This is a genomic window from Streptomyces sp. NBC_01775 (assembly GCF_035917675.1).
In the GTDB taxonomy this organism is placed as follows: Bacteria; Actinomycetota; Actinomycetes; order Streptomycetales; family Streptomycetaceae; genus Streptomyces.
On the sequence record NZ_CP109104.1, the window covers coordinates 433438 to 446525 of the forward strand.

Consider the following 13088-nt stretch of genomic DNA (forward strand, 5'->3'; position numbering starts at 1 on the left):
TCACCGGAATCCGATGCGAAGGGGAGACTGTTGGTGGCCGCCGACGAGGAAGACGCGCTCTATGTGCTGACCGCCGTGCTGCTGACCCCGGCACAGTTCCCCAGCGTGCTGGGCGACGACTACCCGGAGGTCTGCGCCACGCTGGGCCTGGAGCCTTACGCCGAAGGCTACGGGCTCGTACTGGGGCAGGACGGGGCCGGAGCGCGGTGGACCGTGGTGAGCGAGGACGTGACTCTGGTGGCGTGCGCCATCGCCGCCTGGGACTGCGGGATGGACTACGACCTGTCTCCCGATGACCGCAGCGTCGTCGCGGTCATGCCGGGTTGGCCCCTCTCGCTGGCGGTAGCGGCACCGGACGTCCCGGAGCCGCACGACCCCCCGCCTGAGGAAGGGCAGGCCGGCGAATGGGCGGTGCTCTCTCCTCCGGACACCTCTCGATGGGGCCCGGCGCAGCGGCGGCTGGGTGCTGACGAGATTGCGCTCCAGTGGGCGCAGTGGCGCGAACAGGCCGAGGCCGACGTGGAGTTCGTCGAGACGGGTGAGGAGCTCGACGGCGAGGTGCGGCGAGTACTGGAGGAGGTGTGGGCGTATATCGAGACCCCGCCACCGCCCGGGCGGATCCGGTCCGCCTTCGCCTCGGGTGAGGCGCGCACGCTGCGCGCGGACGGCCCGGGATGGAGCGTCGTCGCGCGCACGGACGACATCGCGTTCGTCCTGCTCGACGGGGCGCCCGGCGAAGTACAGCCGGTGGGGCGAGGCCGCGAGCTGCCGCGACTGCTCACAGCCCTCGACGGCATCGCGGTGCGCCCCGCCGCGTGATGACGCTCGCCACGGCTCCGGACGAAGGCTCGCCCAGAGTCAGCGGCCGAGCTCCTTCCGGCCGACCCTGCGGAGCCTGCGCCGCTGCGAGGGGTCCAGCGTCAGGTAAGCGACTGCCGGCACGCCGACGATCACCAGCAGCGCGATCCAGAACGACGTCAGCCACCACAGGAGCAGCCCTACGGCCACCCCGCCGACGGCGATCTTGCCTCGGTTGGTCATCTCGATCCCTCCTCCCGCGCGGCTGCGGCTGCCGCTCTTCGAACAGCAACACCCGCCACTCATTCCATTGAACGCCATCCGGGCCGGATAGGTTCCATTCGCGTTTCCCGCCGCTGCCGCGTGTGGGGTACCCTCGGCCGCTCGTTCCCGCTAGTCAAATTTGAGGAATGCTTCAGTACTGTGGCAGAGATCCTGGCAACGCCCTCCTGGACATCCCATCTCACCCACTGCGCGGCGGTGCTTCTCCCCGCCGATCCACCACGCAGCTCACAAATCGCCTTCTGGCACCCGGACGGTGCACCGCCCGTGTCTGCCACCGCCGAGGAAAACCTCCACCGGATGCCTGGCGCGCCCGAAGAGCACCCGGCATCCGGACAGCCGGGCCGCCTCCGGGAGCTGACCGTCGTGGTCCCCGATGACGGGGGCACCCCGGGCATCCGCACAGTGCCCGCCGTATTGCTGTCCGTGGACGAGGCCCTGCCTGTGCTCACCCGGGCGCACGCCGCCGGTCCGGGCGACGCCTCCGGCACCGGAAGCAGCGCCGCCTTCTGGGGCGCTCTCGCACTGCACGCGCTACGGCTCGCCGCTCTGGGCAGACTGTTGCCCGGCCTGAGCCCGGCGGGGCACGACGCCTGGCGCTTCGGACCACTCGGCGCCGAGGACAATTCCGTACTGGAGGAGTTCGCCGCCGCGATGCCGCCGTACGCACACGCGGTGCCGCTGTCCGCCGCCGGGCCGCCGCGGATGCCTTCTCCCGGGCCGCTGGTGCGCGCGTTCCTGGACGCCGTCGCCGACGGGCTGCCCCGCACACCCGCCGCGCCGCTGGCCGCCGGGGGTCCGGCCTTCGCCGGTGAACAGCCGCGGAAGATTCCCGAGCTGCGGGAGTGGGCCGCCGACGTGGCCGCCGGAATCGACGCCGGCGTGCGGCTGTCGCTCCGCGTCGAGATCAGTGGAATCCCCTCGGCTGAGGCAGCCCCGGGCGAGGCGGCAGAGCAGGGCGCAGCGCCGGGGACGGGCCAGGAGGCTCCCGGCCGTTTCCGTGGCGTTCTGCAACTGCACTCGGCGGCGGACAGCACCTTGGTCGCCGACGCGGCCGAGGTCTGGGCCGGTACGTCGCACACCGCCGTGCGTTTCGGCCCAGGGGTGCGCACCGAGACGCTGCTGACCTTGCGCAGGGCTGCGGCGGCCTGGGAGGCGCTCGCGCCACTGCTGTCCGCCGCTGTGCCCGATGCCATCGAGCTGGCCGACGAGGAGATCGCCGAACTGCTGAGCGGCTCGGTGACACGGGCTTTGGCTGCGGCAGGTGTGCGCGTCCACTGGCCACGTGAGTTCGCCCGCTCCCTGACTGCCCGTGCGGTGGTCGGCCCCGGCGACAGTGCGGCCGAGGACGCCGCAGCGGGCAGCGACGACCGGGCCGAGGGCCCGGGTCTGCCCTCCGTACTCTCACCCGACGCGCTCCTCAGCTTCGACTGGCGGTTCGCGATCGGCGGCCAGGAGGTCTCCCGCGAGGAGCTGGACCAGCTGGCCGAGGCAGGCCGGCCCTTGGTCCGGCTGCGTGACCAGTGGGTGCTCATCGACCCCGAAGAGGTCCGCAGGGCCGGGAGCCGCCAGGACCACAAGGTCCGCACGCTGGACGCGCTCGGCGCTGTCCTCACCGGCGCCACGGAGCAGGACGGTGAGCGGGTCGAGGTCCAGGCCACCGGATGGCTGGAGGCGCTCCGCGAACGCCTGGCCGACCCGGAACGCCGCGACGAGCCCCCGCTGCCGCCTCCCGCGCAGCTGAGGGCAACGCTGCGGGACTACCAACTGCGGGGCCTGGACTGGCTGCACCGGATGACTTCCCTCGGCCTCGGCGCCTGCCTCGCCGACGACATGGGGCTCGGCAAGACCATCACGCTGATCGCCCTGCACCTGCGCCGCCAGCACACCCCGGCCACCGCGGGTCCGGCGCTGGTGGTGTGCCCCGCCTCCCTCATGGGCAACTGGCAGCGCGAGATCGAACGGTTCGCACCGGATACTCCGGTACGCCGCTACCACGGTGCCGCACGTGGTCTGGAGGATCTGCGCGACGGCGAGTTCGTGCTGACGACCTACGGGACGATGCGGCTGGACGCCGAACGCCTGACAGGCGGAGCGGACGGCTCCTGGGGCATGGTCGTCGCCGATGAGGCACAGCACGTCAAGAACCCCTTCGCCGCGACGGCCAAGGCCCTGCGTACCCTGCCCGCGCGTGCCAGGGTCGCGCTGACCGGCACGCCCGTGGAGAACAACCTCTCCGAGCTGTGGTCGGTCCTGGACTGGACGACGCCCGGCCTGCTGGGCCGGCTCGGCACCTTCCGCAGGCGCTACGCCGACGCTGCCGAAGGCGGCGACCCGGCAGCCGCCGAACAACTGGCCCGGCTTGTGGGGCCGTTCCTGCTGCGCCGCCTCAAGACGGACCCGGGCATCGCCCCCGAGCTGCCGGCGAAGACCGAGACCGACCGCGCTGTCGCGCTGACCCCCGAACAGGCCGGGCTCTACGAGGCCGTCGTCCGTGAGAGTCTCGCCGAGCTGAGCGGAACCGACGGCTTCGCCCGGCGCGGCCTGGTGGTCAAGCTGCTCACCTCGCTCAAGCAGATCTGCAACCATCCGGTGCAGTACCTCAAGGAGGAGAGCGGACGGCTGCCGGGCCGCTCGGGCAAGCTGGAGCTGCTGGACGAGTTGCTGGACACGATGCTGGCCGAGAACACCGGTGTGCTCGTGTTCACCCAGTACGTCCAGATGGCGCACCTGCTGGAGCGTCACCTGGCGGACCGGGGCGTTCCGACGCAGTGCCTGCACGGCGGGACGCCCGTCGCCCGGCGCGAGGAGATGGTCCGCCGCTTCCAGGAGGGCTCGGCCCCTGTCTTCCTGCTCTCCCTCAAGGCGGCCGGGACGGGGCTCAATCTGACCCGGGCCAGCCATGTCATCCACTATGACCGCTGGTGGAACCCCGCCGTCGAGGCCCAGGCGACCGACCGTGCGTACCGCATCGGCCAGACCCAGCCCGTGCAGGTCCACCGGCTCGTCGCGGAGGGGACGATCGAGGACCGTATCGCCGAGATGCTGCGGCGCAAACAGGCGCTGGCGGATGCCGTGCTCGGCTCGGGCGAGGGCGCGCTGACCGAGCTGTCCGATGCGGAGCTGGCCGAACTGGTGGAGCTGCGGAAGGTGGAGCGTTGAGCGACGACGACTGGATGCTCGCGGAAAACCGCGACGCCCGGATGCCCAAGACACACGAGGAGGAGTACGACGAGCGCGAGGAACGCGAGGACTCCACGGAGCAAGCGGGTGTGGCTGCCCGCGAGAAGGTGTTCGCGCCCTTGCCACCTGCCCAGGGCCGTGGATTCGCGCGCACCTGGTGGGGTCAGACGTGGCTCAAGGCGCTGGAGGACACGGCGCTTGACGGCGCACAGCTCAAGCAGGGCCGCAAGTACGCGCGGCAGGGGGCGGTGGGTGCCGTCTCCGTGCGCCCCGGTCGCATCACGGCCGTGGTTCTGGGCGCGGACCGCACGCCGTACCGCGCCGACGTGCTGCTGCGCGAACTGGAAGAGGAAGAGTGGGACCGGATGCTGGACATGATCGTGGACGAGGCAGGCCATATCGCGGCTCTGCTCGACCGCGACATGCCTCCGCGACTGGTGGAGGACGCCGCCGAGGTCGGGCTCGAACTGCTTCCCGGTATCGGTGATCTGGATCCCGAGTGCGCGTGCGGGGCCTGGGACCACTGCCCGCACTCGGCCGCACTGAGTTATCAGATGGCACGGCTGCTGGACGAGGACCCGTTCGCGCTGCTGCTGATGCGCGGCAGGGGCGAGCGGGAGCTGCTGGACGCCCTCCAGGAGCGCAGCGCCGCCCGCGCGGCACCCGAACCGCACAGCTCCTCCTCAGCTCCGGACGGGACGGAGGAGGAGGCAGGGGTGGACGCGGCCGAAGCGTTCGCCCTGGGAACGCTGCTGCCACCTCTGCCAGGCCCTCCGCCGCTGGTGCGGGAGCCAGGGGAGATCGCTGCTTTGGACGTCGGCACGTCCGCGGCCCCCGGTGTGGACATCGACGCGCTCACCTTCCTCGCCTCGGATGCCGCGGCACGGGCCCGTCGCACGCTCACCGAAGCGGAATCCCCCGGGCACGGCTCCAGGCCCGTGCCGCGGCCCCTGTCCGCCTGGGAGGACGCCGTACGGCTGGCATCAGGGCATCCCGGACGCGCCGTGACAGCGCGACTGGCACAGGGAAGCGGGCGCAGCGAGCGGGAGCTGGGGGCAGCCGTGCGGGCATGGGAGTTCGGAGGCCAAGAGGCGCTTGCCGTGCTCGATGAGACGTGGTCACCTTCGTCGGCGGATCTGGAGCGCGCAGCCGCCCGGTTGGACGCCGCGTGGGCGGATGGCGAGGAGCGTCCCCGGCTGCGGGCGGCTGGCGCCCGCTGGACGGCGGTGGGAGCGCACGCGCAACTGCGCTACGGCCCGGACGGCCTGTGGTGGCCTTTCCGCAAGGAGGGCCGGTCCTGGTGGCCCGCGGGCGCTCCGGAGCGCGACCCGGCGGCGGCTTTGGCGGTCGCGCTGGCGGGGGACGAGGAGCCGGCCGAGGTCCGCTGAACGAGCACACTCGCTGTCCCGCCGGTTGCCCGATGTTCCCGGAGCGGCCTGAACAGCCGTGTGCCGTCGCTCCCCGGCGGGAAGCGACGGCACACGTGTCCATGGGCCGCCCGGTCAGGCGAGTTCCTCCAGCACCGGGAGGTAGCCGCCGGACTGGCCCGCGGCAGTGGGGTGGTAGGACTCGTCAACCGGCAGGGTGACGCTGTGCAGCCACTCGTCGCCGCTACAGATCTCGTGACCGGTGAAGGCGGGCCGCACGTCGCCGAAGCTGTAGCCGTGGTCGGCCACGCGCTTGGCGGTGACGTCGTTGAGCGCGTCGGCTGCCGAGTTGATGGCCTCCCGCGACTTCTCGCTGAGGCCGACGTTGCATTCGCCGCCGAGCTTGTAGATGTGCGGGTATCCGAGCACGACGACCTTCGCGGAGGGTGCCTTGCCCCGGATGGCGTCGTAGACGGAGTCGAGCTTGCCCGGGAGCGTGTTCGCGATGTAGTCCTTGGCCTGCTGAATGCGGGTCAGGCAGGCGCTCTCGCCCTGGAGTACACAGGTGCTCATCGCGTCGGCGAAGCCCGCGTCGTTGCCGCCGATGCTGATGCTGACGAGCCCTGTGGAGTCGTTGAGGGGGCCGAGCTGGCCGGCGAGCACGTCGTCGGTGCGCGCGCCGGAGCAGGCCGTGAAGTCGAAGGAGGAGGGCGAGTTGGCAGCACTCCAGAGCTTGGGATACGCGTTCGCGCTCCGCTTGCAGTCGCCGGAGTCGTAGTCTCCGGCGCCCACACCGGAGGAGTAGGAGTCGCCCAACGCTACATAGCCGGTGGCGGCGGTCTCGTCCGCGGCGGCCGAAGTGGCTCCCGTCAGGGTCGACAGTCCGAGGAAGACGGCGACGGCTGTGGCCGTTGACGCCCATCTGCGCAGCTTCATGGAACCTCTCATGGATGGCATGGAAGGAACACCTGTCACATCGGTCACGGCAACTTACCCCGCCGAAGATGTGTCCATGCCAGACGGAGAGGGCGCAACTACACGCGTATACCGCCGTGTTGGCATCGAGCGGCCCGGTGGGGGACGTGCCGAAGAGGAGCTTCCGCAACCATAAGATCCCTACACGCGTAGCTTCCTGGAAGACACGCTGCACCTGTTGCACGTCAACGGCGCGCCGGAGTGCGGCGGCAGCCGCCCGGCGCCGGCCCGCCAGAGCGTCATGCGGGGCCGCGAGAGGTCACACCAACGGCTTGTGGAGCTTCTTGCCCTTGCCCGCCGTCAGGCTGCATGTCACCGAGTTGATGCCCCCGTTGACGCCGCTGGCCTTCGGATACGAGATGAGTGTGCCTCCGATGACGCCGCCCGGCTGCTTGGCCGCTTTGTCCTTCAGCGAGCTGCGGCAGAGGGAGTCCGCCTTCCGGCGCACGGCGCTGTCCGTGCCGTAGTCACCGGTGATCTTCTTACGGCTGACGACCTCCGCGTCGTGCGCGCCGTCGCACTCGCGCGTCTCGACCGAGCCCGCCTTGTCGGATCGGTCATAGCAGTCGCCGACCTGGAGCATGAAGGAGGGCAGGGGAACGTCGCTGGCGCTCTCGTCCGGATCCTTGTCCGGCCCCTTGGAAGGCAGTCCGTCCTCCCAGTCAGGGGTGGGAAAGTCGGTGGCCGAGCCATCGTCCGCCGGACCGTCGGAGGACTCCTCGCTCCGCTCGCCCGACGGCTTCTCCGTACTCGAAGCGGGAGGCTCGCCCTTGCCGGCCGTCTTGTCCTTCCCGTCGTCGGCTCCGGTCAAAAAGACCACCCCCGCCGTGACCAGTGCCACGGCGACCACGGCGGCGGCGACCACAGCAGCGATCAACTTCCCCCGGCGCGGCCCCTGCGGGGGCACCGGCGGCGGCCAGCCACCGGGCTCCGGCGGACCGAACCCACCTGATCCGGGCGGCCCGAATCCCGGCGGCTGCGCGGGAGGCGGCGGGGTGCCTGACGGCGGCTGGCTCGGTGGCGGCGGCATCGTCATTTCGCCACTCTGTCATGTCGTCCTCACCGTCCGCAGTTGGGTTTGCCACTCACGCATGGCACCGTGCCGGATGGTGGGAAGGAAGCCGCAGGAATTGACGCAACCGAGGAGACGCATGAGCACACCCGATCCGGGCGGCACGCATCAGACTGTCTCTGCTCCGCCCGTGCCCTACTACGAGCACGTCTCCCCCGGCACCGGCTGTCTGCCACCACGTGCCTGGATACCCCGGTCCGACGCACCCAGGCTGGAACTGACCGGGACAGCCTGGAAGTTCCGGCTCTCCCCCACGGCGGACAGCCACGGGGACGACTTCGCGCGGCCGGACTTCGACGACACCGGATGGGCCGGCCTTCCAGTGCCCTCCCACTGGGTCCTGCACGGGCACGGCTCGCCCGCGTACACCAACACGCCCTATCCGTTCCCCGTCGACCCGCCGCGCACGCCGGACGAGAACCCCACAGGGGATCACCGCCACGTCTTCGGCCTGCCGGACGGCTGGCCGCTGGAGGCCGACGCCGCGGCGGGTGCAGGCGAGACGCTGCTCCGCTTCGAGGGCGTGGAGTCCTGCGCGCGGGTGTGGCTCAACGGGCAGGAACTGGGCACCTTCCAGGGCTCGCGGCTGCCGCACGAGTTCGCCGTGGGGCGCCTGCTCCGGCGCGAGGGCAACGTCCTGGCGGTGCGCGTCCACCAGTGGTCGGCCGGCAGCTATCTGGAGGACCAGGACATGTGGTGGCTGCCCGGGATCTTCCGGGAGGTCACCTTGGTGCACAGGCCGCCCGGCTCGGTCGTGGACCACACCGTGCACGCGGGGTACGACCACACCACGGGCCGCGGCACCCTCCGGGTCGAATCCGACCCGCCTGGCCGGGTCCTCGTGCCCGAACTGGGCCTCGACCTGCCCACCGGCCAGGAGACAACCGTTCCGGTCGAACCGTGGACAGCGGAGACGCCGCACCTCTACGAGGCCGAACTGGTGACCGAAGGCGAGCGAGTACCGCTGCGCCTCGGATTCCGTTCGGTGGTGGTCGAGGACGGGCTCTTCAAGGTCAACGGGCGCCGAGTCCTGCTGCGCGGGGTCAACCGGCACGAGTTCCACCCCGAGACCGGCAGGACCCTGGACATCGGCACGATGCGCCGCGACCTGGAACTGATGAAGCGGCACAACATCAACGCCGTACGGGCGAGCCACTATCCGCCCCACCCCGCCTTCCTCGATCTGTGCGACGAGCTGGGCCTGTGGGTGGTGGACGAGTGCGATCTGGAGACCCACGGTTTCCTCGCACTGGATGGTGTGAGAAATCCCGTCGACGACGAACGGTGGACCCCGGCCCTCCTGGACCGCGCGGCCCGGATGGTCGAACGGGACAAGAACCATCCCTCGGTCGTCATCTGGTCGCTCGGCAACGAGTGCGGCGGCGGCTCGGGGCTGACGGCCATGGCGCACTGGATACGGGAGCGCGACCCCTCGCGGCCCCTGCACTACGAGAACGACCACGCGTATCCGGACAGCGACTTCTACTCGCGGATGTATCTGCCCCACGACCAGGTCGAACAGGCCGGCCGGCGGGAGGAGCCCGCGATGGGGGACGCCGCACAGGACGAGCGGCGCCGCTCGCTGCCGTTCATCCTGTGCGAGTACGCCCACGCCATGGGCAACGGCCCCGGTGGACTCAGCGAATACCAGCGGCTGTTCGAGACCCATGAACGCTGTCAGGGCGGTTTCGTGTGGGAGTGGATCGACCACGGGCTCTCCCGGCGCACCGAGGACGGCCGGTCCTTCTTCGCTTACGGGGGTGATTTCGGCGAAGAGCTGCACGACGGGAACTTCGTCTGCGACGGGCTGGTCTTCCCCGACCGCACCCCGTCCCCCGGGCTGATCGAGTACAAGAAGGTCATCGAGCCGGTGCGGATCTCGCCCGGGACGGCGTCGGGGACCGTGCTGGTCACCAACGGCCACGACTTCGCCGATCTTTCCCACCTCGCCTTCGAGTGGTCCTACGAGAGCGGCGGGGAGCAGGTCAGCGGTGGCATGCTGCCCCTGCCCGAGGCGATCGTGCCGCCCGGAGGCTCCGTCGAACTGCCCCTGCCCTCACCGCCCGAGACCGGCAGGGCCGGTGAGGCGTGGTGGACGGTACGGGCGGTACTCGCGGGCGACACCGAGTGGGCAAGCAGCGGGCATCCGGTCGCCTGGGGGCAGCTGCCCGCTCCTGAACCCGAGTGCGCCCCGACCGCCACGCTCCCCTCGGCTCCCGCCACACCTCGCCGCGTGGAAGCCTCCCAGGCCCCTGATGCGGCCGTGGAAGGCGGGGATGTCATCCGGTTGGGTCCGGGTCTCTTCTCGGCCCGCAGCGGCACTCTGCTGAGCTTCGGCGCGCTCCCCGTGCGGGGGCCGAAACTGGATGTGTGGCGGGCGACGACCGACAACGACGACGGTGCGTCCTTCCAGCCCGATGTGCGAATGGGCCCGCTGTGGCGCCACCATGGCCTGCACCGGATGCGGCACAGGACCGACGGCGTCCGGATCGTCGAGGACGCCCTCGTGGTCCGCTCGCGGGTCGCCCCGGCCGCTTCGTCGCTGGCCCTGCGCACCGACTACCGGTGGACAGGCAGCGTGGACCGGCTGAGGCTCACCGTGACGGTCGATCCGGAGGGCGACTGGGACTTCCCCCTGCCACGTCTGGGCCTGCGCCTGGGACTGCCCGCCGCGTACGGGTACGCCGCCTGGTTCGGCAGCGGCCCCGGAGAGTCCTACCCCGATACGGGGAGCGCCGCGCGTGCCGGGCTGTGGCGGAGCACGGTGGACGCGCTCCAGACCCCTTATGTGCGGCCCCAGGAGAACGGCGCACGCGCGGATGTGCGCTGGGTCGAGCTGACGCGGGGCCCCGGCGGGGCCGGACTGCGGGCCGAGGCCGACGGCGCGCGCTGCTGGTTCACCGCGCGCCGCTGGACGAGCGAGCATCTGGATGCCGCGGAGCACACCACGGACCTCGTGGCGAGCGACACCGTCTGGGTCAACCTCGACCATGGAATGCACGGCATCGGTTCGCAGTCCTGCGGTCCGGGCGTACTGCCGGCGCATCAGCTCACGGCAGGACGCGCGCAGTTCTCGTTCACCTTCCTCGCCGTCGCGCCCGCCGGGGAAGGATGAAGCATCCGGAGGTGAGACGGCCGGCCGGACGAAGAGGCACCGGCCGGTGAGGTACAGGAGCGGGCGGGCGGGTCGGAACGCTTCCGGCCCGCCCGGTGCTCACTTGACTCCGACGCCGCCGTAGCCCATGTGGTACGTGAGTTCCTTACCCGCCGGCACCGGGCCGTCCGGCCGCCACAGGGGCAACTGGACGAGCCCGGGCTCCAGCAGTTCGAAGCCCTCGAAGAAGCGACGGACCTCGTCGCCCGAGCGCCACTGGGCGCTGGCGGTCGACTCCTCGTTGTAGACCTTGGCCACATGGTCGAAGCCCTTGTTGCTGTTGAAGTCGTCGGTGGCGTGGCTCAGGATGAGGTGGCTCCCGGCGGGGAGCCGCTCGGTCAGGGTCCTGACGATGCCCTCCGCGTCCTCGGCGTCGGTGATGAAGTGCAGGACCGCCAAGAGCATCAGCGCGACGGGCTCGTCGAAGTCGATAAGGTCCTGGGTGACCGGATGGTCGAGGATCACCTTGGGGTCGCGAATGTCGGCCAGCACCATGCCGGCGTTGCCGGAATTGGTGAGCTTGGCCGCCGCGTAGGTGGCGACGATCGGGTCGTTGTCCACGTAGGCGACGCGGACGTCGGGGTGCACCTCCCTGGCCACCTCGTGGGTGTTGGGCGAGGTGGGGATGCCCGTGCCGATGTCGATGATCTGGCGCACCCCGGCGCCCACGGCGGTCCGTACGGCCCGGTGCATGAAGTCGCGATTGCTGCGGGCGGTTATCCCGATGTCGGGCAGGGCGCTCAGGACACGTCCGGCCGCGTCCCGGTCCGCTTCGTAGTTGTCCCTGCCGCCCAGGTAGTAGTCGTACATCCGGGCAGGGTGCGGGGTGGTGGTGTCAATCTGCTCCGGGGTGAAGCCGGCCTCCGACACGCTCTTCTCCGTCTCATTCGTTTCGTCGTCGCCCACGCGTCCTGGAGCGGACGAGCGGCATGCGGTGCGGTGCTGAGGTGGTTCCGGTCCGCGGGTGCGACGCCGGCGGGTGTAGCGCCGGCCCGCGGTTGTGGTGCTGGTCCGTATCAGGCGACCAGGAAGTCGGCCTTGCCTGCCTTCGCCGCCTGGATGAAGACCGAGATGTCGCTGTGGCTCCAGATGAGGGCCGGTCCGTCCGGGTCGGTGGACTGGCGCAGCGCGACCCGCCCGTCGGCGAGCTTGAGCGCCTCGACGCAGCTGCCGCCGTTGCCTCCGCTCCAGGGCTTGCGCCAGCCTTCGGAGCCCAGCTGTTTCGCGGGCATCCCGTTGTAGATACGACCCATGGTTCAAAACTCCTTGCGCAGTGCACTGAGAACCGCCCTGGTCCGCGCCACCGGCACGGCCTGGGCACTCATCCGGTCCAGCGCTTCCAGGAACGTGGACACGTCGTCGCGCTGGTCCAAGTAGACCGCGCCCACCAGGCTCTCGGAGCAGACGACGTCCGGAAGCTCTTCGATCGGGAACCGGAAAAGGTGGAAGGGGCCGTACATCGCCGGATGCGGCCCAGCGCTGAACGGCATGATCTGCAGCACGACGTTCGAGCGCTCGGTGGCCTGGAGCAGGTGATCGACCTGCTCCCGCATCACCTCCGAGCCCCCGATGTGGCGGCGCAGTACGGTCTCGTCCACCACGGCCCACAGCAGGGGCGGTTCCTCGTCCCGCGTGAGGACGGACTGTCTCTCCATGCGCAGCGCGACGCCCCGTTTGATCTCTCCCTCGGGAGCGTGGGGCATCCCGGCGCGCAGCACCGCGCGGGCGTAGCTCTCGGTCTGGAGCAGTCCGGGCACATAGTGCGGCTCGTACGCGCGGATGACCTGCGACTCGCTCTCCAGACTCACGAAGACGCTGAACCACTCGGGCAGCACATCTCGGTAGCGGTGCCACCAGCCGGGCTGGTTCGCTTCGCGGGCGAGCGCCACGAAGGCTTCCAGCTCCTCCGGTTCTTCCACCCCGTAGGTACGCAACAGCTTCTCGACATATGGGACTTTGAGGCCGACCTCGGCCTTCTCCATCCGACGGATGGTCGCGTGGGTGACGTCGAGGGCTCTGCCGGCCTGCTCGTAGGTCACACCCGCGCTCTCACGCAGGTGCTGCAGCCTCTTGCCCAGCACCATGCGCAGAACGGTGGGTGCCCCACCGCCCGTCCGCGAGTCCACCACTGTCGCTCCCCTCCAACTGACGTTATGCAGGGAAAGTTTGGCATGACACCATCCACGTGCACACCCTGTCATGCGTGCTTCTGCAATTCACAGATTGATCCTTGCCATACGCGAGTGGCGAACCGCAT

10 protein-coding genes are annotated in these 13088 nt (G+C 70.5%); 4 read left to right on the top strand and 6 right to left on the bottom strand.

Annotated elements, in window-relative coordinates:
• Positions 1 to 33 precede the first annotated feature (33 nt).
• Positions 34 to 819 (top strand): hypothetical protein, encoded by a 786-nt coding sequence (locus OHB04_RS02060; protein WP_405806946.1) that lies wholly within the window; start codon positions 34 to 36, stop codon positions 817 to 819.
• A 39-nt stretch (positions 820 to 858) separates the two neighbouring features.
• Here the strand turns inward: OHB04_RS02060 and OHB04_RS02065 are convergent, their stop codons facing one another.
• Positions 859 to 1041: a hypothetical protein gene (locus tag OHB04_RS02065; protein WP_326686033.1), complete on the bottom strand. Its 183-nt coding sequence runs from the start codon at positions 1039 to 1041 to the stop codon at positions 859 to 861.
• 306 nt (positions 1042 to 1347) lie between these two features.
• Between OHB04_RS02065 and OHB04_RS02070 the strand changes: the two genes are divergently transcribed.
• Together OHB04_RS02070 and OHB04_RS02075 are read left to right on the top strand one after the other, a co-directional pair.
• Positions 1348 to 4242 (top strand): DEAD/DEAH box helicase, encoded by a 2895-nt coding sequence (locus OHB04_RS02070; RefSeq protein WP_326806614.1) that lies wholly within the window; start codon positions 1348 to 1350, stop codon positions 4240 to 4242.
• Between the two features lie 41 nt (positions 4243 to 4283).
• Complete coding sequence (locus tag OHB04_RS02075) at positions 4284 to 5651, top strand: SWIM zinc finger family protein (protein ID WP_442815068.1); 1368 nt, start codon at positions 4284 to 4286, stop codon at positions 5649 to 5651.
• A gap of 114 nt (positions 5652 to 5765) precedes the next feature.
• Here OHB04_RS02075 and OHB04_RS02080 read toward each other — a convergent pair whose 3' ends face one another.
• Both OHB04_RS02080 and OHB04_RS02085 read right to left on the bottom strand, forming a co-directional pair.
• Positions 5766 to 6566, bottom strand: a complete 801-nt coding sequence (locus OHB04_RS02080) for an SGNH/GDSL hydrolase family protein (RefSeq protein ID WP_326692565.1) — start codon at positions 6564 to 6566, stop codon at positions 5766 to 5768.
• A 298-nt stretch (positions 6567 to 6864) separates the two neighbouring features.
• The gene (locus tag OHB04_RS02085) at positions 6865 to 7482 is read right to left on the bottom strand and encodes a hypothetical protein (RefSeq protein ID WP_326686036.1); all 618 of its coding nucleotides are present in this window, start codon (positions 7480 to 7482) and stop codon (positions 6865 to 6867) included.
• 274 nt (positions 7483 to 7756) lie between these two features.
• Between OHB04_RS02085 and OHB04_RS02090 the strand changes: the two genes are divergently transcribed.
• A complete protein-coding gene (locus OHB04_RS02090) occupies positions 7757 to 10792 on the top strand; it encodes a glycoside hydrolase family 2 TIM barrel-domain containing protein (protein WP_326806616.1) in 3036 nt (1011 codons plus the stop codon).
• Between the two features lie 99 nt (positions 10793 to 10891).
• On the opposite strand, the gene OHB04_RS02095 is transcribed toward OHB04_RS02090, so the two are convergent.
• The 3 genes from OHB04_RS02095 to OHB04_RS02105 all read right to left on the bottom strand — a co-directional run bounded on the left by OHB04_RS02095 (position 10892) and on the right by OHB04_RS02105 (position 12915).
• The gene (locus OHB04_RS02095; RefSeq protein ID WP_326686038.1) at positions 10892 to 11737 is read right to left on the bottom strand and encodes an SAM-dependent methyltransferase; all 846 of its coding nucleotides are present in this window, start codon (positions 11735 to 11737) and stop codon (positions 10892 to 10894) included.
• Positions 11738 to 11847: 110 nt separating this feature from the next.
• Positions 11848 to 12084, bottom strand: coding sequence for a DUF397 domain-containing protein (locus tag OHB04_RS02100; RefSeq protein WP_326686039.1), 237 nt, complete (start codon positions 12082 to 12084; stop codon positions 11848 to 11850).
• A gap of 3 nt (positions 12085 to 12087) precedes the next feature.
• Positions 12088 to 12915: a helix-turn-helix domain-containing protein gene (locus OHB04_RS02105; RefSeq protein WP_405807633.1), complete on the bottom strand. Its 828-nt coding sequence runs from the start codon at positions 12913 to 12915 to the stop codon at positions 12088 to 12090.
• Between the last annotated feature and the right edge of the window lie 173 nt (positions 12916 to 13088).

Bases quoted from the DNA above. Each gene is read 5' to 3' on its own strand.
- OHB04_RS02105 (WP_405807633.1), bottom strand. From the start codon at position 12,915: ATGGTGCTGGGCAAGAGGCTGCAGCACCTGCGTGAGAGCGCGGGTGTG.
- OHB04_RS02065 (WP_326686033.1), bottom strand. From the start codon at position 1,041: ATGACCAACCGAGGCAAGATCGCCGTCGGCGGGGTGGCCGTAGGGCTG.
- OHB04_RS02080 (WP_326692565.1), bottom strand. From the start codon at position 6,566: ATGAAGCTGCGCAGATGGGCGTCAACGGCCACAGCCGTCGCCGTCTTC.
- OHB04_RS02100 (WP_326686039.1), bottom strand. From the start codon at position 12,084: ATGGGTCGTATCTACAACGGGATGCCCGCGAAACAGCTGGGCTCCGAA.
- OHB04_RS02090 (WP_326806616.1), top strand. From the start codon at position 7,757: ATGAGCACACCCGATCCGGGCGGCACGCATCAGACTGTCTCTGCTCCG.
- OHB04_RS02075 (WP_442815068.1), top strand. From the start codon at position 4,284: ATGCCCAAGACACACGAGGAGGAGTACGACGAGCGCGAGGAACGCGAG.